The sequence below is a fragment of the Ketobacter sp. genome (assembly GCF_003671495.1).
In the GTDB taxonomy this organism is placed as follows: Bacteria; Pseudomonadota; Gammaproteobacteria; order Pseudomonadales; family Ketobacteraceae; genus Ketobacter.
Window position 1 is genome coordinate 78,434 of record NZ_RCHN01000034.1, and the last position, 23,893, is coordinate 102,326.

General features: G+C 55.1%; 19 protein-coding genes and 1 pseudogene. 4 read left to right on the forward strand and 16 right to left on the reverse strand.

The window, feature by feature from the left end; all coding sequences use genetic code 11:
- Positions 1 to 39: 39 nt before the first annotated feature.
- Genes D9N14_RS16645 through D9N14_RS16655 form a run of 3 tightly spaced genes read right to left on the reverse strand, consistent with a single transcriptional unit; the run spans position 40 to position 3,845 of the window.
- On the reverse strand, positions 40 to 1,158 hold the full coding sequence (locus D9N14_RS16645; protein WP_290581785.1) for an enoyl-CoA hydratase/isomerase family protein: 1,119 nt from the start codon (positions 1,156 to 1,158) through the stop codon (positions 40 to 42).
- The gene (locus D9N14_RS16650) at positions 1,155 to 2,315 is read right to left on the reverse strand and encodes an acyl-CoA dehydrogenase family protein (protein ID WP_290581787.1); all 1,161 of its coding nucleotides are present in this window, start codon (positions 2,313 to 2,315) and stop codon (positions 1,155 to 1,157) included. Before D9N14_RS16650 ends, D9N14_RS16645 begins: the two co-directional genes overlap by 4 nt.
- 6 nt (positions 2,316 to 2,321) lie before the next feature.
- Positions 2,322 to 3,845, reverse strand: coding sequence for a CoA-acylating methylmalonate-semialdehyde dehydrogenase (locus D9N14_RS16655; RefSeq protein ID WP_290581789.1), 1,524 nt, complete (start codon positions 3,843 to 3,845; stop codon positions 2,322 to 2,324).
- 149 nt (positions 3,846 to 3,994) lie between these two features.
- Between D9N14_RS16655 and D9N14_RS16660 the strand changes: the two genes are divergently transcribed.
- Positions 3,995 to 4,876 carry a helix-turn-helix transcriptional regulator gene (locus D9N14_RS16660; protein ID WP_290581791.1) on the forward strand — a complete coding sequence of 294 codons (882 nt, stop codon included), beginning with the start codon at positions 3,995 to 3,997 and terminating at the stop codon, positions 4,874 to 4,876.
- A gap of 6 nt (positions 4,877 to 4,882) precedes the next feature.
- Here the strand turns inward: D9N14_RS16660 and ung are convergent, their stop codons facing one another.
- The 3 genes and pseudogenes from ung to D9N14_RS16675 all read right to left on the reverse strand — a co-directional run bounded on the left by ung (position 4,883) and on the right by D9N14_RS16675 (position 7,750).
- Complete coding sequence (gene ung / locus D9N14_RS16665) at positions 4,883 to 5,569, reverse strand: uracil-DNA glycosylase (RefSeq protein ID WP_290581793.1); 687 nt, start codon at positions 5,567 to 5,569, stop codon at positions 4,883 to 4,885.
- A 471-nt stretch (positions 5,570 to 6,040) separates the two neighbouring features.
- Positions 6,041 to 6,311 (reverse strand): annotated as a pseudogene (locus tag D9N14_RS22710) (TetR/AcrR family transcriptional regulator); the annotation flags it as partial.
- 296 nt (positions 6,312 to 6,607) lie between these two features.
- Complete coding sequence (locus tag D9N14_RS16675) at positions 6,608 to 7,750, reverse strand: oxygenase MpaB family protein (protein WP_290581797.1); 1,143 nt, start codon at positions 7,748 to 7,750, stop codon at positions 6,608 to 6,610.
- A 286-nt stretch (positions 7,751 to 8,036) separates the two neighbouring features.
- Between D9N14_RS16675 and D9N14_RS16680 the strand changes: the two genes are divergently transcribed.
- Positions 8,037 to 8,837 carry a helix-turn-helix domain-containing protein gene (locus D9N14_RS16680; RefSeq protein ID WP_290581799.1) on the forward strand — a complete coding sequence of 267 codons (801 nt, stop codon included), beginning with the start codon at positions 8,037 to 8,039 and terminating at the stop codon, positions 8,835 to 8,837.
- 75 nt (positions 8,838 to 8,912) lie between these two features.
- Here the strand turns inward: D9N14_RS16680 and D9N14_RS16685 are convergent, their stop codons facing one another.
- Complete coding sequence (locus D9N14_RS16685) at positions 8,913 to 10,274, reverse strand: alpha/beta hydrolase (RefSeq protein WP_290581801.1); 1,362 nt, start codon at positions 10,272 to 10,274, stop codon at positions 8,913 to 8,915.
- 132 nt (positions 10,275 to 10,406) lie between these two features.
- On the opposite strand from D9N14_RS16685, the gene D9N14_RS16690 reads away from it, so the two are divergent.
- The gene (locus D9N14_RS16690; RefSeq protein WP_290581803.1) at positions 10,407 to 11,303 is read left to right on the forward strand and encodes a D-hexose-6-phosphate mutarotase; all 897 of its coding nucleotides are present in this window, start codon (positions 10,407 to 10,409) and stop codon (positions 11,301 to 11,303) included.
- Positions 11,304 to 11,365: 62 nt separating this feature from the next.
- Here the strand turns inward: D9N14_RS16690 and D9N14_RS16695 are convergent, their stop codons facing one another.
- The 6 genes from D9N14_RS16695 to D9N14_RS16720 all read right to left on the reverse strand — a co-directional run bounded on the left by D9N14_RS16695 (position 11,366) and on the right by D9N14_RS16720 (position 19,972).
- Entirely contained in the window at positions 11,366 to 11,761 is a 396-nt protein-coding gene (locus D9N14_RS16695; protein WP_290581805.1) for a hypothetical protein, read from the reverse strand.
- Between the two features lie 9 nt (positions 11,762 to 11,770).
- Positions 11,771 to 15,115: a FecR domain-containing protein gene (locus D9N14_RS16700; RefSeq protein ID WP_290581807.1), complete on the reverse strand. Its 3,345-nt coding sequence runs from the start codon at positions 15,113 to 15,115 to the stop codon at positions 11,771 to 11,773.
- A 330-nt stretch (positions 15,116 to 15,445) separates the two neighbouring features.
- Positions 15,446 to 17,404, reverse strand: a complete 1,959-nt coding sequence (locus D9N14_RS16705; protein WP_290581809.1) for a CHASE2 domain-containing protein — start codon at positions 17,402 to 17,404, stop codon at positions 15,446 to 15,448.
- A gap of 20 nt (positions 17,405 to 17,424) precedes the next feature.
- The gene (locus D9N14_RS16710) at positions 17,425 to 18,396 is read right to left on the reverse strand and encodes an alpha/beta hydrolase family esterase (protein WP_290581811.1); all 972 of its coding nucleotides are present in this window, start codon (positions 18,394 to 18,396) and stop codon (positions 17,425 to 17,427) included.
- Between the two features lie 261 nt (positions 18,397 to 18,657).
- A complete protein-coding gene (locus tag D9N14_RS16715; protein ID WP_290581935.1) occupies positions 18,658 to 19,116 on the reverse strand; it encodes a peptidylprolyl isomerase in 459 nt (152 codons plus the stop codon).
- Between the two features lie 136 nt (positions 19,117 to 19,252).
- Positions 19,253 to 19,972, reverse strand: a complete 720-nt coding sequence (locus tag D9N14_RS16720; protein ID WP_290581812.1) for a hypothetical protein — start codon at positions 19,970 to 19,972, stop codon at positions 19,253 to 19,255.
- A 284-nt stretch (positions 19,973 to 20,256) separates the two neighbouring features.
- Between D9N14_RS16720 and D9N14_RS16725 the strand changes: the two genes are divergently transcribed.
- Positions 20,257 to 20,463 carry a cold-shock protein gene (locus tag D9N14_RS16725; RefSeq protein WP_101893162.1) on the forward strand — a complete coding sequence of 69 codons (207 nt, stop codon included), beginning with the start codon at positions 20,257 to 20,259 and terminating at the stop codon, positions 20,461 to 20,463.
- Positions 20,464 to 20,566: 103 nt separating this feature from the next.
- On the opposite strand, the gene D9N14_RS16730 is transcribed toward D9N14_RS16725, so the two are convergent.
- The 3 genes from D9N14_RS16730 to prfB all read right to left on the reverse strand — a co-directional run bounded on the left by D9N14_RS16730 (position 20,567) and on the right by prfB (position 23,830).
- Positions 20,567 to 21,154 carry a DNA-J related domain-containing protein gene (locus D9N14_RS16730; protein ID WP_290581813.1) on the reverse strand — a complete coding sequence of 196 codons (588 nt, stop codon included), beginning with the start codon at positions 21,152 to 21,154 and terminating at the stop codon, positions 20,567 to 20,569.
- 62 nt (positions 21,155 to 21,216) lie between these two features.
- On the reverse strand, positions 21,217 to 22,716 hold the full coding sequence (lysS, locus tag D9N14_RS16735; RefSeq protein ID WP_290581814.1) for a lysine--tRNA ligase: 1,500 nt from the start codon (positions 22,714 to 22,716) through the stop codon (positions 21,217 to 21,219).
- A gap of 18 nt (positions 22,717 to 22,734) precedes the next feature.
- A protein-coding gene (gene prfB / locus D9N14_RS16740) for a peptide chain release factor 2 (protein ID WP_290581815.1) occupies positions 22,735 to 23,830 on the reverse strand; the annotation gives its coding sequence in 2 pieces (ribosomal slippage) (positions 22,735 to 23,757 and positions 23,759 to 23,830; 1,095 coding nt in all).
- Positions 23,831 to 23,893: the final 63 nt, after the last annotated feature.

A 23,893-nucleotide genomic window follows, 5' to 3' on the forward strand; every position in this document is an offset into this window, starting at 1 on the left:
AGCTTGCTCCTAATCCTGTTCCCACGAACCCGTTTTTGCTCACGACAAATCCGCCAACGGATTCCCACCTTGCGCCCAGGGCATCTCGAAGTGCTCCGCTATCCACTGAGCACTCACGGCATCCACCGACTCATGTTGCCACTTGGGCGCGCCATCTTTGTCCACCAGCAAGGCCCGCACACCTTCGGGAAAATCCGGATGCAACGAACATTGCAGGGACATCACCAATTCCATCTGGAACACGCCCTCCAGCGATAATTTCTTACCGCGCCGCAATTGCTCAAACACCAGGTGCGCGGTGGTAGGGCAACCGGCCTTGAGGGTGGCCACCGCTTTCTGCAGCCATTTTTCTTCGGATTCAATGGCGAGAATATTGTGCACCACCTGAGCCGTGGTATCGCCATCGGTGACCGCCTGAATCAGGTCGTAGTGCTTACGCACGTTGCCAGCAGGCAACTGGGACAGCGCTTCAAACTCCCGCAAGACCGCGCTCACCCGGGCGCTGTTTTCAACAGCCGATTGACTCCACTCCTGTTGCTGCAGAGCCGCCAATACCGCAGCTTTTTGCGCACTCGGAACAAAGCGATCCGCCATCCCGACAAAGAGTGCATCGGCGGCGTTGAAATTGGCGCCGGTCAATCCCAGGAATAATCCGGTGCGGCCGGGAGCATGATTCAAAAACCAGGTGCCCCCCACATCCGGATACAGGCCTATGGTGATTTCCGGCATGGCCATACGCGAGGTTTCCGTCACCACCCGATGGGACGCACCGGACATCAACCCGATTCCCCCGCCCATCACAATGCCGTGGCCCCAACAGATGATGGGTTTGGCGTAACGGTGGATCAGGTAGTCCAACCGATATTCGTTTTCAAAGAAGGCCTGCACGTAAGGCAAGGCGTCCTTTGGCCCCACTGCGTCGATGCGATCCCGCAGGCATTTCACATCACCACCGGCACAAAAGGCTTTCTCCCCCGCTCCCTGCAACCAGACACAGGCAATCTTGTCATCCTGCTGCCAGTGGGTGAACTGTTCTGTTAACAGCGCCACCATATCCTGATTGAGGGAGTTCAGTTTCTTTTCCACATTGAGTGTGGCCACACCAATGGACTGGCCATTGCCCGCTGCCAGAGTTTCAAATACAACACTGTCTGTCACTGAATTACCTCCGTTGCCCCTTCCATCAACGCCCTGCGCGCGATGATGACGCGCATGATTTCGTTGGTGCCTTCCAGGATCTGATGCACCCGGGTGTCGCGCACGTGACGCTCCAGGGGATACTCTTTGATATAACCGTAACCACCGTGAATCTGCAGGGCATCATTGCACACCGCAAACCCCACATCGGTGGCGAACCGTTTCGCCATGGCGGAATAGACCGTGGCCTCCGGATCACCCTGATCCAGTTTCACCGCCGCCAGCCGTACCATCTGCCGAGCCGCCACCAATTCCGTGAGCATGTCCGCCAGCTTGAATTGCAGACCCTGAAATTCCGCCAGGGATTTACCGAACTGTTTGCGCTCATGCATATAGCGTTGCGCCGCGTCCAGTGCCGCTTGCGCGGTGCCCAGGGAACAGGTGGCGATGTTAATGCGACCGCCGTCCAAGCCCTTCATTGCGAACTTGAAACCATCCCCCTCCTGGCCAATCAGATGGGCGCGCGGCACCTTAACCTGATCGAAAGAAATGGTTCGGGTGGGCTGGCAATTCCAACCCATTTTTTCTTCTTTACGGCCGTAGCTGATGCCCTCTGAATTGGCTTCCACCAAAAAACAGGACACGCCTTTGGCACCGGGCTCGCCGGTGCGCGCCATCACCACCAAGACATCCGTGGACCCCGCTCCGGAGATAAAACACTTGCTGCCGTTCAGAAGATAGTAATCCCCTGCCAACTGCGCACTGGTTTTGAGAGAGGCCGCATCGGAACCGGCATTGGGTTCCGTCAAGCAGTAGGAAGCGATTTTCTCGCCGCTGCACAGTGCACTGCCCCACGCCTGAACCAAGGCCTCATGACCAAAAGAGGTCACCATCCAGGTGGCCATATTGTGAATGGTGATGAACGCTGCCGTTGAGGTGCAGCCGTAAGCAAGCTGCTCAAAAATCAGATGGGCATCCAGCCGGGACAGCCCCATACCACCGGCGGCTTCTGGAGAATAGATCCCGCAAAAGCCCAGCTCACCTGCTTTGCGGATCACCTCCACGGGAAAGAACGCGTCTGCATCCCATTGCGCCGCATGGGGCGCCAGCTCGGTGGCGGCAAACTGCCTGGCCGCCTCCTGAAATGCCCGCTGATCGTCGTTGAGATCGAAATCCATAGTCGATTATTTCAAGTGGATGGTCATGTTCGGGCCGCTGGCTTCGATATCCGATTCAAACCAACGGGCGGTAATGGTTTTGGTTTCGGTATAGAAGCGCACCGCCTGCTTACCGTAGGCGTGTTGATCGCCGTAGAACGAGGCTTTCCAACCGGTGAAGGAGAAGAACGGCAGCGGTACCGGAATCGGCACGTTGATACCCACCTGCCCCACTTCTATTTCGTGCTGGTATTTGCGGGCCGCAGCACCACTGGCGGTAAAAATGGAGGTGCCGTTACCGCAGGGGTGCTCGTTGATCAGCGCAATGGCGTCCTCCAGGGTATCCACGCACAGCACACACAACACCGGGCCAAAAATTTCTTCACTGTAAATGCTCATTTGTGGCGTCACATCGGTGAACAATGTGGGGCCAACCCAGTTGCCATCCGGAAACCCCTCCACCACACATTCACTGCCATCCAGCAGACAGGTGGCACCTTCCGACTTGCCCTTGGCAATCAGGCTCAGGACACGATCCCGGGCCTGCGGACTGATCAACGGGCCATAGGCTGCTTGTGGATCGTTCCAGGCACCGGGGCGGACATTGGATAACGCGTCTTTGATGTCGCCAATCCACTCTTTGGCGGCCCCAACCAACACCGCCACACTGATGGCCATGCAACGCTGACCGGCGGCACCACAGGATGCGCCCACAATATTATTCACCACCTGGTCGCGATTGGCGTCGGGCATCACCACCATGTGGTTCTTGGCACCGGCAAAGGCCTGCACCCGCTTCATATTGGCGGTACCGGTCTGGTAAATATACTGCCCAACGGGAACCGAACCCACGAAGGAAATCGCCTTGATTTCCGGGTCCGTCAACAATGCGTCCACCTGTTCCTTGCGGCCGTGCACCACCTGCAATACATCTTTCGGTGCCCCGGCTTCAAGGAACAGCTCCGCCAGGCGCATGGGGGTCATGGGGTCCTGCTCCGAAGGCTTGAGGATAAATGTATTGCCGCAGGCGATGGCAAGCGGGAACATCCACAGGGGAATCATGGCGGGAAAGTTGAACGGCGTGATTCCGGCACACACCCCCAAGGGTTGTGTGTAAGAATAGGTGTCGATCTTGGTGGCCACGTTTTCCACCGTTTCCCCCATCATCAGGGAAGGAATGTTGGCCGCGTGCTCCACCACTTCAATGCCCCGCCACACATCACCTTTGGCGTCTTCAAAGGTTTTGCCGGTCTCCTTCGCCAGAATCTCCGCCAGTTCATCGTGATGGGTTTTCAACAGATCCTGGTACTTCAGCATGATACGGGCCCGCGCCGGCACCGGAGTTTCTTTCCAGACCTTGAAGGCAGCCTTGGCTGACGCGATGGCCTGCTGCATTTCAGCGGCGGTAGTACAGGGCACCTGGGCGATCACGTCCTGGGTGGCGGGGTTGGTGACATCAATCCAGTCCTTGGCCTGGCTTAGATGAAATTCACCATTAATCAGTTGCTGGACTTTTACTGGACTTACCGGGCGGGACACTGAGGTGGACATAACGATTCCTTTTTATTCTGGGCTGTCATTCTGAGCTGCATTCAATCCTGTAGTTGTAGCATAGCCCAGGGTCGCTTACCATTGACGATATTGCTTACAACATGGACTATATTGCTTTTTACACTTACCCCTCATAGCAGGAGAATACAATGCCGGTTTCCTCAGGATGGCCCCTCCAGCCCGGGGCCATCCGCTTCTTTGTGCCTCTCTTCGCCAGTGTGCAACTGGCCCGCCACCCCCTGACCGAAGCCTTGTATATCAATGGCATGGGACTATACCCAAGCGCGTCGGGCCACACCATGTCGCGCCAGGAGCACGAAGATAACCTGCTGATGTATTGCAGCGATGGGCGCGGTGAAGTCCACGTCGGCGACAGTGTTTCTGCGGTGAACCCGGGGGATTTGATTGTGCTGCCCAGGGGCATCCGCCACCACTACCGAGCGGCAGACAGCCAACCCTGGAGCCTGCGCTGGGTGCACTTCGCCGGCAGCAAGGCTCTGGACTATATTGCGAATTTAGGGCTAACGGAGGGAATGTGTGTGGTGAATGTGGGTCTGCACCCCAAAATCATCAGCGATTTTGATGCCCTGTTCAGCGTGCGGGAAACCGGCTACAACATGAAAGCCCTGATTCATGCCTCCCAGACCCTCAAGCAGGCCCTCACCTACCTGGCCCTGCTGACCTCCGGCCAGTCCCTGCAAGCCCGCCAACCCATTAACCTGGAAACCATTCAGACCCTGATGATGGCCAACCTGTCAGGGGAGCTGGATCTGGACGCCCTGGCCGACGCCGCCCACCTGTCCAAGTTTCATTTTTCCAAACGCTACAAAGCACTCACCGGTTACTCACCCATTCAGCACTTTATTCATCTGAAGATGGAACGGGCCTGCTATCTGTTGGATATCGGCAACCAGCCCGTCAGTCATGTGGCCAGTGAATTGGGCTACGCAGACCCCCAGTACTTTTCCCGCTTGTTCAAAAAAGTCACCGGATTGTCGCCACGGCAATATCGTCAGCTGGATAAAGGCTGACTGGAATTATGCTGGCACCGACCAGTCGATGGGGGGTTGGCCGATGGATTCCAGATACTGATTGGCTTTGGAGAAATGGCGGCAGCCGAAAAAGCCGCGATGGGCAGATAAAGGGGATGGGTGAGGCGCTTTCAATACACAATGTTTGCGCGTGTCGATGATCTGGCCTTTCTTTTGGGCGTAGCTGCCCCACAGCAGAAACATAATGCCTTCGCGCTGATCATTCAGCGCTTTAATCGCCGCGTCGGTGAATTGTTCCCAGCCTTTACCCTGGTGCGCCGCCGCTTTGGATTGCTCCACTGTCAGTACCGCATTCAACAGCAGCACACCCTGCTCCGCCCAATGAGTCAAACACCCGTTTTTGGGTATCGGCAATCCCAGGTCGGCGTGGATTTCCTTGAAAATATTCTGCAGTGACGGAGGAAACGCCACCCCTTGCTGCACGGAGAAACACAGGCCATGGGCCTGGCCGGGGCCGTGGTAGGGGTCCTGCCCGATGATCACCACTTTCACCTGATCGAAAGGCGTCAGGTTGAAGGCATTGAAATATTCGTCACCTTTAGGGTAGATCACCTTGCCCGCTTGCTTTTGCTGCAGCAGAAACTGACGTAATTGCTGCATGTAATCCGCCTGGAACTGTGGCAACAAATGCTGCTTCCAACTGGGCTCCATTTTCACTTGTTCTGGTGACATGTTATCCCCCGTGGCCATGCGAATGGTGTCAAGGTTGTGGCAGGAACGCGGCCAGTTGCCGCTTGATCATCTTGCAGGCTTTGTCTTCATCAAACTGGTCAGCGGGCACCATCAGTGCCTCGTGCTCAATGCGGAAGATCGTGCCCATCAGCAGCTCTCCGGCAATCTCCGGATCCTCCACACCGATCACCCGACACAACTCCACCATCTCATTCATCAGGTGATCGAAATAGGTTTGCGCAATACTGCGCAGGCGGGCATCCCGCAGACACTCGTGCTTGAAGGCCTGCTCGGCAATCATATGATCGCGCTTCTCGGTGAGCTCCAGCTTCAGGAAACCCACAATCAACCGCGACAGGCTTTCCAGCAATTGATTGGTGACCTCGGCGCTGTGCCCCACCTCCCCTTTGTGCTGCTGCAGGAACTCACCCACATGCTGGTAAATGGGTTGCACCACGTCACTCATGGCGTTTTCCGCAAACAGGGTGAAGGTGTCGGCAATCAGATCGGAGATGTCTTTGAAATAGTAAGTGGTGGCGGAAAGCGGTACATCCGCCTCTTTGGCCACCGCACGGTGACGCACCCCTCGCACCCCATCACTCACCACAATACGCAGGGCGGCTTCCAGAATCGCCTTGCGGCGCTGCTCGCTGCGGGCGCGGGAGGCTTTGCGGCCACGATAGTTGATCGAGTTCTCTTCTGACATGGGGCAGACAACCGGTCCATTGATATGGCCCGCCATAATACGCGAAAGCGCCCGTCAATTCATGATGAATGTCCGGTTAACGCGTTGTTTTTGTATCATTTTTTAAACAGGGGGATAAAAAAAAGCCCCACCTACGGGGGATGTAGGATAGGGCTCCCAGCAAGAAGTTGGACAGCGTTATGGTCTGTTTCGCTGCTGATATAGGTATTGCAATGGCCCTGCCAACTTTCACCAATCCAATATCCTGCTGTTTTTATTAAATTAAATCCTATTCTTCAAAACCTAATACTGTTCTGCGGCTGAAGCCACAGGTCAAAACATGACCAATTTCGTCAGGCCAGGCTGCGAAAGGCAAACTGGGACGGGTCACCCCCCAGGCCATCAAAGATATTTTTGCGGCGCATGCGGTGGTTCAGCTGCTCTAACACCTTCTGCAATGCATTGGGTGCCACATGACGCCCCTTGGCCGCGACACTGATGGCCTCCCGGATCAGTCGCACTTTCAAGCGGTCCGCCGGTGTGGCGTGCATGTTGATATCATTGGCCACGACAGGCCCCACCAGAAACTCACTGAAGGCAATTAACAACCCCTCCGGCAGATGGAACGGCGGCTCTTTTGCCATATCCCGCAACAATGCTTTGGCCAGCTTTTCGCTGTCCGGTGTCGGGTTGTAGAGATGCGTCACCAGCTGCAGGGCCAGCATCTCCTGTTCTTCCAGACTGGCGGGCAGCAAGGCTTCCTTTACGCCCAACACATGGCCGGCGTAACGCCAGAAGTACTGCATCAGGCACTTTTCCTCATAACTCAGTTTCACACCGAGCCGCTCGATGCCGCGGGCCACCATGAAATCGAACTCCAGCACTGTGCCCGCCATGTCTTCCTGGTTGATGGGTTGATCGTATTTTTCCGCGTCCCATTTACCTGAATTCCACAGGAACTGGCGCACCGATGAATGAATAAGGCGCACTTCCATCAGCGTGCGATGACCCGCGGACCCCGGAGCCACATTGCCTTCGCCCACCATGTTATGGAGCAATTGCCCGGTTTCATAAATGCGGCGGGTCACGTCTTTCTGCAACCGGCCGGTGGCCACCAACACCTGAGAAGGCTTGTTGAAGGCGTAGCCTTCAACCAGGCTGCTGCACAGCAACACCAGGCCTTGCAGCGGCGCATAACGTTTAAAAATGCGGGCCGCGTCTTCCATGATGTCAAAGTCCACCCAGCCGGGAACCCGGTTGCAATGATCCAGGAACACCTGAAAGACATCGCCTTCACTGGCGGCGCGGGTTTCCACCTGATCCAGCATATCGGAGGGGCGGCCGCGCTTGATCAATGCCGTACAGGCATCCGCCTGCTCATCGCAGACCTGGCGCCATTGTTGAAGTTTCTGGTGTGAATATCGATCCCACCACACACGTTGTTGGGGTGTTTGAGGGCCTTGCTTGATGCGTTCTAATTCTTGTGGGGTAGGCATAACTGCACCGGTGGGTTGTGACTATTGGGTTTCGAAAAACAGTAGCAAAAGGTTGACCATCTGACAAGAACCCACGAGTTCTATAAATGTATACCCTGAGAGACGCACCCATTTCTAGACCTATTAAAATTGTTACTATATTTAGAGATTCGAACAAATTCGATCATACAAACTTATAATTGCTCCAAAACAAGCATCATCCATGTTCGTATACGAGCCTTGTCGCTTCTGAAGGTTCGGAGATGCCCCATAACAACAACAAAAATATCGCCCAATGACGCCCTCAATGCCCACTGACCCCATCCTGCTGTATCTATGGACCCAACGTACCCTCTATCTGGGTGAGCTGCCTCCGGTGCCGGACCTCACACCCGCGGCGACCACCCTGCTCATCGGCCTGGAAAAGCCGTTCCGGATTCACGACTATGCCAGCGGCCAGACCACGCTCACACGCTCGGCACTGATTCCCGCCGGTACGCACTTTGGTGCCTACCCTCAGGAACAGACGATGGTGAACTGCTATCTTGACCCAATGGGCCATGACCTTGCGTTTCTGATGCCGCAGATGCAGAACAAGTTGGGTGATATTTTTCTGGACAGCCGAATCGAGGCAGAGCAGATCCGCCTGTTCAAGTCGATATTTATGGAAGAGTTTGTACCGGAAGATGCCTATGGCGTGCTACTGCACACCGTCTTTGCCAGCAAGGAGCAAACATTTAAGAGCAACGCTCAGCAGGCGGCGCAGCAAAAGGTCTGCAGGCTGATTCAATTGATCCGCGATGACCCCCTGGCCAACCTCCCCGCGCACTGGCTGGCACAGCAGGTTGACCTCAGTCCATCGCAAATGAATCGCTGGTTCAAACGGTTTACCGGTGTTCCCCTTCGACGTTATCGCCTGTGGCATCGGCTGTTTGTCACCGCTAACTTAATGGCACAGGGGAACAGTCTGACAGAGGCAGCCCACGCCGCCGGCTTTACCGACTCATCCCATCTGAATCATACCTTTCGCAGTATGCTGGGGATGACGCCATCGTTTGTCTTTCAACGCTCGGAACGACTCAGGATCTTGGGTGGCGGAAGCCAATGAGAAGGGCCTGAGTGTTCAGGCCCTTCTCATTCGTGGTGGTGTAAAATAGAGCATGAATGCGGCATGAGCGGAGCGTTACAGCTGCAGTGAATCCAACCAATCCGCCAGCGCAGGGAACACCAGGGTCGGCGCTGTATTCCCCACCACCACATCCAGGTGAGCGGTACCGGGAATAATTTTGTAGCCGTCCAGGGGGTGATAGGTTTTACCGCCAAACAGTAACTCCGTCATGCGGGCTGAATTGACCCCACCATTGCTTTCCGAAAACACTGCATAGGCCGGCACTGTCAACAAGTGCATATAATCGTTGTAGTAATGATAGCCATCCCCTTGCGCGCGATCTTCAGCCATCCGCTTCCGGCGGTTTTCATATCCGTTCTGCCAGTGCTCCCGGACCTCGAAACCGTTCACCCCCCAATCCGCAAACTGCGCGAAGTTACCCACATAAAACCCGGACAAGCCCAGGCGAACCATAAAGTCTTCCACATAGCCATTGGTGTTCGATGTGTTCCAAACCTGAATCGCGCCAAACAGATCCATCCAGTTGGGCAGCAACACCGGGAAAGCATTCGCCATATTGGCAATGGTTTTGAAGATCAGATCCGTCGCTCCGGACACAATCACCGGCGGCAACAACGACAACACCACCGGTAGAACCGCATCCAGATCCATCTTCGCTTCCAACGCCAGCAGATCCCAACCCAGCGGACTGTCTACCAGGAAGTTATAGGCGAAGTCCGGTGCTCCGGCCGGGTCCAACCCCAAAAAGCCCGCCACCTGCCGATTCCGTTGCGCCGCCAACAGCGGGTCACTCTTAACGTGGGGCAGGTAGTCCCCGGCTTTCACCACTCGGGCATCCATGGTGGAACCCTGCAGGTATTGATAAGCACACATGGCGCCGGTGCTGAAGCCACCGATCACCGGCTTCTTACCGGTGACGGCCCGCACTTTGTCCACCGCGGCGGGATAGTCCAGACTGCACCACACATCCAGCGTAGTATTGGGGTGGCCGTCGTCACTCTGAAAATCACCCCGCCCGGTACCACGAAAATTGGCCAGCCACACATCGTATCCCCGCAAATACAGGTAATGGGCCAGACTGTACAGCTTGAGGTTATCCTTTTGAATGGTGGGATCGTTCAGTGCCCATTGGGGTGCATCCGCCGGCAATCGATAGTGGTAACTGTTTAACCAGAGCGGGGAACGCACATCGAATTGATTCAAGTTGTTCACGATCCCCGGAAACAACAGCACCGGTTGCGAGGACCGGAAGCGATGATCGGTAGAAGGCCGATAACGGCGCATTTTGATATTCAACCCATCCTCGGTTTTGGCCACGTACAGCCCCTCCACACCCGAGACGCCACCACCACAGGCAGACAGCATCAACACCAACAGCACGACAACCAGGCCGCACACAGATCGTATCGGTTTCATATTGTTTGACTCTTCTTGTTATTGGTTGGTCGTCTCCACAATAAAGCCAACACTGCGCCAGGACTTGTACGAATTTAACAGTCCGCCATTGAGTGATAGACTGAACGCCAAACCCTGCTTTGATGTGTCTCTATGGAAAACCAAACCGCAATTCTGTGCCAGATCGACGAGCTGCCCTGCATCCGCATCCAACACCCCAAGGCCACTGCCCTGGTGGCCCTGCAGGGCGCACAACTATTGGAATACACCCCAACCGGAGACAAGCCCATCATCTGGTTAAGTCCACTGGCGGAATTCAAACGCGGCACGTCAGTACGCGGCGGCATCCCCGTATGCTGGCCCTGGTTCGGAGGCCCCCGCCGCAATCCAAGCGCCGTGCAACAACATTTGCCCGCGGGAACGCTTCCCGCCCACGGCTGGGTGCGGGATAAACCCTGGCTATTGGATTCAGTGGCCAGCAACGAAGACGGCGTGACCCTGAGATTTCAATTCCCCACCAACACGTGGCCTGCGCCCTTTCCCAATGGAGTGGAGCTGAGCCTGGAAATGGTCGTCGGCGCTGAACTGCAGCTCACCCTCACTACGAGGAACAATTCAGATCAAACTCTCCATTTCAGCCAGGCCCTGCACAGCTATTTTGCCATCAGCGATGTGAACCAAACGGAAATCGGCCAGCTTGAGGGTGTGACGTTCATTGACACCCTGGACGATTGGCGGGAAAAAGCCGAGGACACCCCCATTCAGATCGGGCAAGAGACGGATCGAATTTATGTGGACACGCCGGAGTTGATTGTGGTCCGCGACCGGCAGTGGAACCGCGAGATCCAGGTATCGTCGAGTACGGCGAAATCCGCCGTGGTATGGAATCCGTGGATCGAAAAAGGGCGGGGGTTAAGTCAATTTGGGGAGGAGAGTTATCGCGAGATGGTGTGTGTGGAGACGGCGAGTGTGATGGGGAATGCGTTAACACTACCCGGCGGATCTTGCTGTTTTGAATCGATAAGAATTGGCAGATCGGAACTAAGTTGATTTACGACGCAGGATGACGGAGGGAACGGGAACGACACATTTAAGCCCGCCCCTCCAACTGGCTACTTGGGAGTATTAACAAAGTATTTACACACCTCAGGCGTAAAACCGGTAATTCCTCCGGCTGAGCCGTACATCCAAAATACGTCGCAAGATCCCTCTACTGCACCGAACGTATAGGTTTTTACGTTATAGACTTTGGATGTTGTCAAAGGGAACTTAAGGGGTCGGTTTTCTAACGCCACACCATCGCGTGAATAGATTACGGGCGTACCATCCTTCTTGAAAGCCACGAAAAATGGCATGTATTCGTCGGTACTAGCTTCCTTAATAGGCTTGACGGATGGATTTGTCTTCGGTTGATTTACCACTATGCTTTCCGCTGTCACACAGCTTGTCACTAAAGACGAAAGCAACACGGTCGCAATAGAGGCTGATCTGTTGACGGGAATTTTCATATTTATCTCCTATAAATTAATGTTTACTGCCGCGTACCAAAACCGGGAAGGATAAAATTGCAATGTCGATGCATCAAAATTCACAAATTCAGTTTTTTCATCCAACAAATTTCTAACACCAAAGGAAACATCCCCCCTCAAACCTTCGAACGTTCTACGAATGGACATATTGGTAACCCAGGTATTATCTTCGGTCATTGAAGTGAAGTCATTCTCCTTATATCTTTGCTTGTAATACACCTGCTCGATCTTAAATGAGGTTTTCTGAGCGTTAAACAGGTTAATAGCAATCGGAACCGAATAAAGATCAATAAAGTCCACACGACTTACAGCGAACCCAAAATCCTCATAATCTCGGCGCTCCCAATCCAATTGAGCACTTAGCGACAAAGCCTGGACCGGGGTAATCACGAAGTAGAGATTTGCGAGGTTTTCGTCGAACTCGATATTCTCATGTTCCAGAGCGATAGCGGGAGAGAGATAGATCTCGTCATAATCAACAAATCGCCTTAACACACTTATCCCCGACACCCAGTTATCCGCAGAGCTGTAATTAAGTTCAGCCGCTATAGTTTCAGAAGTTGATGCCAGCGGATCATCGAACAATTGGTAGAATCCAGAAAACAGAGTTGGCTCTATCGATTGATCCAACTTTGGTAAGTACCGAAATCCACGATACGCCGCAAACTTAAATTCTATGGGGTTTGATACCCAGGACAACCCTATTTTAGGAGAGAGTTTTTCCACATCCGAGTTCATAGAATCGGAGCCGCTTGGTTGTGGAATGCTTCCCACTACCGAACCGTTGGCATCCACAAATAGAAAACTCTGGTCAACTTGAGCATTAATCTCTCTTCCTAGCTCTGCGTATGTTAGGCCAAAATCAATTTCGAAATTTGAGAAAACGTATGAATAGTATGCGTAGACATTGACCACTTCTGGGGACGTGCTTGTGTCATTCTGCCGGTCAAACACGGCTGTTACGCCCGGCATTGCTGGTGCACTTGCACTGTCCCAAATGTCAATTGAATCCTCAAGCTCAAAGTAAGATGCTCCGACAATGAGTTTATGTCGATGCAAAACTTTAATATATTGTAACTCTACAGAATCCAGTTCACTTTCATTTCTTTCCTCGCGAGAGAGAAACGATAGTGAAGAATCAGTATTATCGTCCAATTCTCTGTTGGATAACGAAAGGAGAATGACATCCTTTGTACTGAACTGGTAGTTCAAACCAAACCTAGAGGTTTTTCGATCTAATCGCTCACCTTCGTTTTCCCCCGAAGTAGATTGTAGCTCCGGAGTCAAGTCCCCAAAATCCCAACTTAAAGACCTATACTCCGCCTGCATACTAAGCTTATCCGTTGCTTGCCATTGAACGAACGCATCATATATATCTTGCTCTTGAGATGTGTTGTCCCGCCAGCCATCAGACTCAAAATGATACTGGCCAAGACTTATCGCCAGTGGCCCAGCGATAAAGGAACCTACGAGGTCATCTGCCCAGGTACCATCGCTACCAACAAAACCGTTAACAGCTCCGTAAGGTCCATCTCTGGTAAACAGCGAATGAAACTCGTTATATCCAGGTTTTTGGGGGCCGGTGCCTTCAACATAAGAAATCCCGGTCTCACTAAGTTGCGGCTGCAACGGGAATGCGGTAAGCGGCTGCAGCAACTGGGATTGTAATGTTTCAGAGCCCCGTGCCGACTCATATCGACTATTATCACGATAATCGTCAGCCAGTAGCCGATGGCCGTCAGAGTTGGTTGGATCTTTCTTGAGTGATCTCCGCCCCTCTCTCAGAACCTCATGATCATACCCCACCTCATCATACGCCCGCGCCAACACCGCACTGCGACTCGCCTCATCGCTCTGCAGCAACGTTTCGGAGCGATACAAGGCTCGCTCATCATTCAACTGACGGGATTTTTCCAGTTCCTCAATGGCCGCAATGGGATCATTGCTATAAAGCTTGCGCACCCCCTCATAAAAATACGCCGTCGGATCTTCCGGGTCCAATTGCTTTGCCAATGCCCATTGTACCGAGGCTTCGTCATCCCGCTTCTCTTCGAAATAGGCCCGCCCCAGATAGCTGCGCAACACGCTGCGGGCAGGGTCCAGGCTGACTGCAAATTCCAGCTGTTTGCGGCCGGCTTCCAGATCGCCCTGGCGCAACAGCACCAGGCCCAAACCCAAGCGGGCCTGTGGATCTTCTGAATGCCGGGCGATCGCCTGGCGGAACTGTGCCTCGGCCTCCTGGAAGCGGTTATTGAACAGATCCACATAGGCGGACTGCACCAGCACCGCAGGATCTTGCGGCGTAAGTTGCCTGGCCTTGGCAATGGAATCCGCTGCGGCACCCACATCCCCCATGGCCACTTGCAGTTCACTTAGCCGCACCCAGGCGGCAGACTGATCCGGGTATTGGGCACTGGCCTCACGGGCAGCTTGCAGGGCTCTCGGCATTTCCAGATTGGCCTGATAGGCATAGGAGCGCGCCAAGTGCTGGGAGAGTGTACGGGCCTCTGACCCGGCAGCAATGGCCACTGCCTGTTGTGGCTGATTGGTTAACACCGCCATCAGGCTACGCAACGCCTGGGCCTGGGCTGACTGCACCTGGCTGATGGCCTGCTCAGCGCGGGCAACATGGCCCACGGACAAATAGCTCGCGGCCAAGGCAACGGCAATGGCTGAATCCGGCTCGGTAATGGCTTCCAATGTTTGTATGGCCAGATCAGGGCGGCTTTGACTTAAGTGTTGCTTCGCTTGTTGCAGCGCAGTGGAATGCTGTGACGTAGTCAGCTCATCCACTACTACCAGCGGTGGAAAATACACAGCCCAATCCACCGACTCAGTGGCGGACAGTTGAATGCGTTTGAACTGGGGACTGCCGTCCACCACCACGCCTTCTCCCGCCGCCACCGGCACCTGGATGCCCTGCTGGCCGATGGTCACAGAAACCGAACCTTCCACCACACTGACCTGGGTGCGATCGGAATGGGCGCTCACTAAAAATTCGGTACCATCCACCACGGCGTTGGTGTACGCGGTTTTGACGCCGAAACGCAGGGTGATGCGACTGATGAAATGGCTCACACCCTGCTTCAGCTCCACCCAGAAACTGCCTTCGTTTTGCGTCGCCGGAAAGGACATCACGGTGTTTTCGCTGAGCCTGACAAAGCTATTATTGCTGAGATAAATGGCCGCACGGCTGTTGCGTCCCACTTCAAGTTGCTGCCCCGGGCAGACCACGCTATCCGCGCGGGCAGGGCTTACTGCGTTCGGGTCTGGCGACGATGCAGTCGCCCCACCGCTCTTTACCACCACATAACCGTTTGCGGAGACCACCATGGCCGCCCATTCCTCACAGGCATTTGCCACAGCGGGTAGGGTCGCCAAAGACCACAGAAACACAAATATTGAAGTTCGCACGCAAGTCTCCCCACTCGCAGGTATAGCAGATCGCGACCATTCTGCATCTGACAGCAGGTTCGAACCATCACTGCAGTCCAACACGGTCACATTACAAAGAAGTTCGGCGAAAGGTATTCTGAGAGGTTCCCCAACCGGCAGGGAAGTCAGCCACACTCTTAAAACCCTGGCCCATTGTGATGGCTTTCGTTATCCAAATCTAGGCAGCTGTGAATATTACCGGAGAGAAACGAACCAATTTGGCAAAAACTATTTTGACGAAAACGGAATGATACCCTGCTCGCCAACCTTGCTTATATTTTGCACAACAAATTGTGTGGGGCCGTCCTCAGGATAATAACGCACAATGGATTCAAACAGCTTTTCAGCCGCTGCCTGATGACCGGCTTCCAACTTCATGACCGCCAATTGATATTGCTTTAGCAACACCGGGTCAGGGTTTTGTTTGAGAGTGAAGATACGCAAAGGTGTCTGCTTGCCCACAAACTGAAAGCGCCCAAGGTAGCGCAGGGTATCATCCTCCACATCCAGGCAGGATTCACTGACCAGCACTTTGGTTCCCAGCTGCTTGTTAGCGCCTTCCAAGCGTGACGTGGTATTGATAATGTCCCCCATAGCCCGGAATTCGTGATGGTCCATGGCCCCAAAATGGCCCATGGCGATTTCACCACAATGAATACCCAGCCGGGTGGGCAACGCCTTGCCTTCATGTTGTGCGTTGAATTGTTCGATATTGCGATTGATTTCCTCCACCACCGGTTGCAACGTGCGCCATGCAGTGTGACGCTCCAGATGCAACCACAGGGCAATGACCCCGTCGCCGGCCACATCGGATATGATGCCGCCAGAACGGCGAATGGGGGGAATAATCGCCTGGTAGTAGGACTGCATCAATTCCGCCAACGCCACCGGGGTCAGCGTCTCCGATAGCCGTGAATACCCCTCTGCGTCCGTCACCATACACACACTATTGTGATAATCGCGCACGGCCGGCAAACCTTGTTGGGACACCAGGCGCTCCAGTTCATCTCGGGGCAGGTATTTGCCAAACGCCCATTGCAGGCGTTGCTTCTGACTGAACAATTCCCGACTGCGCAACCACATACCCAGGCCACCACACAAGGGCACGGCCAACACCACCGTGTGAAACCAGGGCAACCAGAGGTGCAAGCGAGAGAACGCCAAACAGATCATCAGGGTCATCGCACTCGCCACCCCACCCACGCACAATGCCGCCAACAACGGTGCAGTAAAGCGTGCCAGCACATAACTGATGGCCCCCACCAACAGCACCAGGAGCCCATTCTTCCATGGCAGCCATTCCCGCAGCCAGGTATCGGTAACCAGATTGGCATAGGCGGTGGCCGCCAGCTCCACGCCCCCCAGATCCAATCCCTCTCCGCTGGTGAACGAGGTATAGAAACCATCCCGCTGATCCGGCTGATCCTCTGCCGAGTACCCGACAAACACGGTTTTCCCCCGCACCTGATTGAGGGCCGCGGGCACCTGATTGATGATGTCAGAAAACTCCAGTGTGGTGATGGTGCGCGGCGGGCCAAAGAGATTCAACAGCGGGTCCGGCCGCATGGCCAGGAGCCGTTGCTCTGCCGCTGCCGGATCACTCTGTTGCAATAGCCAGACCCGGGCCGGTAGCGTCGGCACATTGGAAAAGGAAGGATGGCGCAGAAAAAATCGACTGACCCGCGCCGGCACCTTGGGCAGAATCAGTGGCGCAGTGTCCAGCGCAGCTTGTTGAAAGGGGGTATAGGGATCGATAAAGGTTTCTTTGGTAACGCCGGCTACCTGCTCTTTTTCCGAACGGGAGAATAGCAGCACATTACCGGCCCTGGCGATGCTGCGGCGGAAAGCGTCATCACCCTGAGGTTCACGCCCGGTTTCGAAAAACACGTCGAACACAATATGACGCGCGCCCGCTTGCGCCAGATGCTGCACCAGATCCCCGTGGGACTGGCGGGACCATTGGTACAGTTTCTCCGACAACCCCAAGGCCCGAGCACTGTTGCGCGTGATCGCCACCACCACTACGCTGTCCGGTGGCGGTTCGGCGCCGCGAATTTTGAATAGCACATCCAGGCCCAGGCGTTGTTCCAACGACATTCCCAGCGGAGACATGGACCAGATCGCCAATGCCAGAATCAGTCCGAACGGCGCCAGGGCCGCCACCAGATTACGGGAACGTTGCAACAAAACGGAACACCCTGAGAGAATCAGTGCTCCCTACTATATTGAAGCCACCGGGGTTTGACCAGATGATAGCGTTGGAATTCAAACCAGGCATCGTCGCAGGGGCTGTAATCGTGGTTATTTTTATAAAGCAGGTGACCATCGATTAACGTGCATTGCGACACTACTGCGTTGTGCTCACACTGATAGTAGCTTTGGCACCCGCTGTGGCCGAACTCGCAATCCGGGCCGCTGCCGGGCCGATCGCAGAGGTCTTCAAATACCGGTTGATCCAGACATCCCATGGCACGACGCCAGCGCTCCACACTGTGCCGGGCCGGAACAGAAAAGCCCCAGCTATACACATAGGGCACAATCACATCCATCGTGCCCCTGGCTTCCACTACCGGTACTGCCGGCTTGTCTGTACCATCTGCGCTTACCTGCCGACACTGCCCCACGTCTCTGAACGGGAAGCTCTGCGAGGTGACCGCCACACCGGAAAAAACGTCCGATGACTCGCAGGCCAGGCGTCCGGCCATGGCTCCACCGTTGGATAACCCCACGGCGTAGACTTTACCGGCATCCGGTGTGGTGCCCAGCACCTTGGCAAGGTTCCGGCTTAAACAGGACGCCAACATCCGCGCAAATGCCGCGTCGCCTGCATCACCGCCAGGGCAGCAATAGTCACCGGACGCCCAGGCCGGCACCAGATGACGCCCCTGGGGATAGGCCACGACCGCTCCTTCTCTTTCCGCTAGCGAGCGCCAGCAGGAATTCTGCGCCTCCAGCCGATGATTGGAACCGAAGCCATGAAAATCCAGAATCAACGGCATGTCCTGTTTTACGTTCCGCGGCACAAACAGGCCGTACCCACGCAGTACCCCATCCACAATCATGAAGTTGGACTGGATCTGTCCGGGGATGATTAGCAGTGTGCCACACCAGTCCAAGGACCAGACCGGTTGCGACCACACCCAAGCGCACAGCAGCAGCGCTTTTGCCCGCGCACTCATAACACTACACCAATTCAATTAATACTTACGGTACTGCTTTGCACAACCTGCACTGCGGACTTTGCCCGGTAAAATAAGAGCGGCGAGAACCGCAGGTGGATCTTGTGAGTATAGATTCTGAATGAGATAACGAAGGTTGAGGCGGGGCGTTTCGCTAGAGCATGTTTCTCTAAGGCTATAACTGAGGATTATGAGTTGCTGCTGTCAGCACAAAAAAGCCCGACGCAATGGCCGGGCTTTTTCAACACTCAGGGCAATGGATCAGTGCACGTGGCCGTGAGCCAGCTCCTCTTCAGAAGCGTCCCGCACAGACTCAATGCTGACGGAAAAGTGCAGACGTACGCCCGCCAGTTCATGATTGCCGTCAATTGTCACTTCCTGGCCTTCGATCTCGACCACACGGATCGGAACCGGACCTTGCTCGGTTTGCGCCTGGAATTGCATACCTACCTGAAGCTCGTCCACCTGGAACGCTTCGCGGGGCACCTTCTGGATCAACTGCTCGTGACGCACACCGTAGCCGTTTTCCGGCTCCACCACCACGTCCAGTGCATCACCCAGTTGCTTGCCTTCCAGCTCAGATTCCAAACCGGGGATGATGTTGCCAAACCCCTGCAGGAACATCAGCGGCTCACGCCCTTCCGAGGTGTCAATGATTTCACCTTCTTCATTGCGCAATGTGTAATGCATTCCGACTACCCGGCCTTTCTGGATCTCCATACTCATTCCTCTCTTTCAATCAATGAATTTTCGACGCCTGAAACAACTGGGGAAGTCACATCAAACCTCGCAATTACCGCGAGCCCGCGGAATTTGGTCCATTTTAACAGCGTTGGGGCAATGAAACAAAAAGCCCTCATTGGCGCCAACGCACCAGCGTTTCGTAGGACTGGGCGTAGTGATAACGGATCTGCTCTGCGCAATAACGCTGCTCGGGTGCCACCGGGCAATGCAGGCGCGCCAGACAATTGGATTGACAAGCGGACTCAGCCGCCAGGCGGTAATCGACACAGCGCTGCAGGTAGCGGCTGGAATCCGACAGCGCGTCCGCCGGACAGTGCTGGATACATTCGCGGCTGACACACTGGCCACAGGGTGAATCGAACACCGGGGACGTCGTCACCGGCAGTGCCCCCTCCACCCACATTAGGGCCCTATAGGCGTACCACAACCCAAAGACCGGATTGATTCCCAATTTGAGAGGCGAATCCCCGTGCCATCCCGCTAGCCGGCCCAGCTGCTGCAACCCTACGGCCAGGCTGGAAGGGTAAAGCACGCGATATCGCCGCCCGGGATAGGCCTGTTCCAGATAGGCGATGGCCACCTGCTGTGAACGATGATCCAATGGATCAGGGTGGACCCATGAGTCAGGGGGTAAGGCCCGCCAGAAATCAGCACCGCCATTGCCCAACAGCAACAATGAACCGGTGTCCGCATCGTCGTCCAGGAAGCCTGCCAGAGACTGGCGCAGGGCGTGCGGCAGGGCATCCACCGGGAACACGGCCTGCATATTCAACCCGGACGCCGTCAGCACGCGACTGCCAAGCTGGTCATAGGGGTTTTCAAGACCCTTCATGGTGCGCTCATCCTGTTGATTGCTATCGTATTTCTGCCTATGTTACAGCACTTTCATATATGCACCACTGGAGTGCTGCCCTGCCCCTGAATTGAATCGTTGACATTCCCCCTAATCCGTATATGCTCAACGGTAGCTAGGAAAGTACGGCTAGATATTTATGTTCAATCGTTACGAAGTCCCATCAGTAGAACCTCGTCCTTTTAATCATAAGTAACACCATCTCTTCTCAGCTAAACCGCCCTGATAAGGCAAATCTAGAAATGTTTAAATAGGATAAGACTATGTCAACTACTACTGGTACCGTTAAATGGTTCAACGAAAGCAAAGGTTTCGGCTTCATCGAACAGGATAACGGCCCCGACGTGTTCGCACACTTCAGCGCTATTCAAGGTTCCGGTTTCCGTACCCTGACTGAAGGTCAGCGCGTTCAGTTCACAGTAACTCAGGGCCAGAAAGGTCCTCAGGCTGAGAACATCGTTGCGATCTAATCTAGTCTTCTAGAATCAGATCCAGAAAAGCAGGCTCCTGAGCCTGCTTTTTTTATGCCTGCTAAACGCGCCTGCTGATATGAATTGGGGTGGCAGGCGCCCTTCAGGGCCGCAACAGCTCATACGCTGCCCGGATTTCCATAAAGCGGGCCTGATCGCCCCCCCGGTCCGGATGATGCTGGCGGGCCAGCCGTTGATAGCGCTGCTTGATGTCCGTGGCAGAGGCCCCCTCCCCCAACGCCAGTGTGACCAGGGCCTGCCGGCGTTCCCCGCGGTCCAGTCGGCGCCAGAACCCTTGCAACAGCGCCACCACATCCTCTCGAGTGGTCTCATGATAGTGGCCCCAGTCCAGATAGTATTCCCGCATGGGATCCTCTGGCTCTGGAAGACGTTGGCTTGATTGTGTCGGCTGCGCACTGTGAAGGCGTATATCCAAGGGGGCGATCTGTAGCCGCAGTTGCTCTTCATCCCACAATGAGCCCTGCAGTTGATACAGGCCGTTCATCAACAGGAAGTTTTTCTTGAACAGACTGAGCTCACTGCGATCATCCAGCGCCGCCAGACAAGGGTGCCGGGACAGGCTGGCCAACAGGTGGTGAATGCCGAAAGGCGTCGCTGGCGCGGTGTGCAGGTTACGACGCAACTGGGTGAGGATGGCGGGTATAAGCGGGTTTTGCCGGAGCTCTCTCATGCCTTAAGGGTAGCAGAAAAAGGTCAGGAGAGTGCTCGGCAAAGCCCGCAGGCGAGCCGTGGTTAACCCTGGGGACGCATATGGGGGAACAGGATGACATCGCGAATGGAAGGCGAGTCAGTGAACAACATCACCAGACGGTCAATGCCGATGCCTTCCCCGGCGGTGGGCGGCATACCGTACTCCAGCGCCGCGATGTAGTCCGCGTCGAAGTGCATGGCTTCATCGTCACCGGCGTCTTTCTCCTCCACCTGCTTGCGGAAGCGCTCAGCCTGATCTTCGGGGTCATTCAGTTCCGAAAAGCCATTGGCCAGCTCACGCCCGCCCACAAAAAACTCGAAGCGGTCGGTCACAAAGGGGTTGGCGTCGCTGCGACGGGCCAACGGAGACACTTCTGTAGGGTATTCGGTGATGAAGGTGGGGTTCTTCAATCGGTGCTCCACCGTTTCCTCAAAGATCTCGATCTGCAGTTTGCCCAGACCGTAGCTGGGTTTGACATCGATGTTGAGCTTCTTGCACACGGCGGTCGCCGCTTCGATGGTTTGCAGATCCGCGGCGGTCAGATCCGGATTGTAATGCAGGATGGAATCAAACACCGACATACGGGTGAACGGCGAACCAAAGTCATAGGTTTCACCCTGGTATTCCACGTCGGTTTTGCCCAGCACGTCCAGGGCGATGGTGCGCAGCATGTCCTCGGTGAGATCCATCAGGTCTTTGTAATCAGCGTAGGCCTGATAGAACTCCACCATGGTGAATTCCGGGTTATGGCGAGTGGAGAGGCCTTCGTTGCGGAAGTTGCGGTTGATTTCGAACACACGCTCGAAACCACCCACCACCAGTCGCTTCAGGTACAGTTCCGGGGCGATACGCAGGAACAGTTCCATATCCAGGGAGTTGTGGAAGGTCACAAACGGACGCGCCGAAGCACCACCGGGAATCACCTGCATCATGGGGGTTTCCACTTCCAGGTAGCCGCGGGTACGCAGATAGTCACGAATGCCTTCCACCACGGCAGAACGCACGCGGAAGGTTTCGCGCACGTCTTCGTTCACAATCAGATCCACATAGCGCTGGCGATAGCGCATCTCCTGGTCCGCCAGCCCCTTGTGCTTGTCTGGTAGCGGGCGCAGGGATTTTACCAGGTGCTCGCAGGTTTCAATGTGCACATACAGATCCCCTTTGCCGGATTTCTGCAGGGTGCCGGTAACGCCTACGATGTCACCCAGATCCCAGGTTTTGATATCGTCCAATACGTCTTTGGCCAGGCTTTTACGATCCACATACAACTGGATACGGCCACTCATATCCTGAATCACGATGAAGGCGCCGCGGTTCAACATGACGCGACCCGCCACCTTCACCGGCACCGCCAGTTCTTCCAGCTCCGGTTTGGTTTTGTCGCCATAGGCTGCCTGCAGGTCACCGCAATAATGCTCACGGCGGAACCCGTTGGGGAAGGCATTCCCTTTCTCCCGCTTGCTGGCCAGTTTGGCCCGACGCTCGGCGATGAGTTTGTTTTCATCCTGCTCCACAGGTGCTTGCTTTTGCTTGTCTGTCATGGTGATGCCTTAAATTGGTTACAGCCCAGCTTTCAAACTGGCTTCGATAAACTGATCCAGATCCCCATCCAGCACGGCGTTGGGGTTGGAGCTTTCCACACCGGTGCGCAGGTCCTTGATGCGGGACTGGTCCAGTACATATGAACGGATCTGGCTGCCCCAGCCGATGTCGGACTTGGCGTCCTCCATGGCTTGCTTTTCCGCGTTCTGTTTCTGGATTTCCATTTCGTACAGTTTCGCCCGCAACTGTTTCATGGCCTGATCTTTGTTTTTGTGCTGGGAACGATCGTTCTGGCACTGGGTGACGATGCCCGAGGGCAGGTGCGTGATGCGCACCGCCGATTCGGTCCGGTTTACGTGCTGACCACCGGCACCGCTGGCGCGATAGACGTCGATGCGCAGATCCGCCGGGTTGATCTCGATGTCGATGTTGTCGTCGATCTCCGGCGAAACGAATACGGAGGCAAACGAAGTATGGCGGCGGTTACCGGAATCAAAGGGGGATTTACGCACCAGTCGGTGCACACCGGTTTCGGTCTTCAGCCAACCGTAGGCGTATTCGCCCTGAAAATGGATAGTGGCACTTTTGATGCCCGCCACTTCCCCATCGGAGACTTCAATCAACTCGGTTTTGAAGCCGGAACGCTCGCCCCAACGCAGGTACATGCGCAGCAGGATATTGGCCCAGTCCTGGGCTTCGGTGCCGCCAGAGCCGGCCTGGATGTCGAGATAACAATTGTTGGCGTCCATCTGGCCGGAGAACATGCGCAGGAACTCCAGACGGGCCACATCCGCTTCCAGCTTGTCCAGCTCGGTTTCCACTTCCTGCACCGAGGCTTCGTCGTTCTCTTCCACGGCCATCTCCAGCAATTCCGCCAGATCAATGACACCGGATTTGAGATTCTTCAGTATGGTAACGGTTTGATCGAGGGAGACCCGCTCCCGCCCCAACTCCTGGGCCCGCTCCGGGTCGTTCCAAATGTTGGGGTCTTCCAGTTCGCGATTGACTTCATCCAAACGTTCACATTTCAGATCGAAGTCAAAGATACCCCCTCAACGCGTCACCGCGCGTTTGAAGGTCTTTGATTTTATTGAGTATTGGATTGATTTCCATGGGCTTCGGCTTTCCGGGAAAATACGCTATTGAGGTCGAAAGGCGCGTATTTTACCGGGCAAT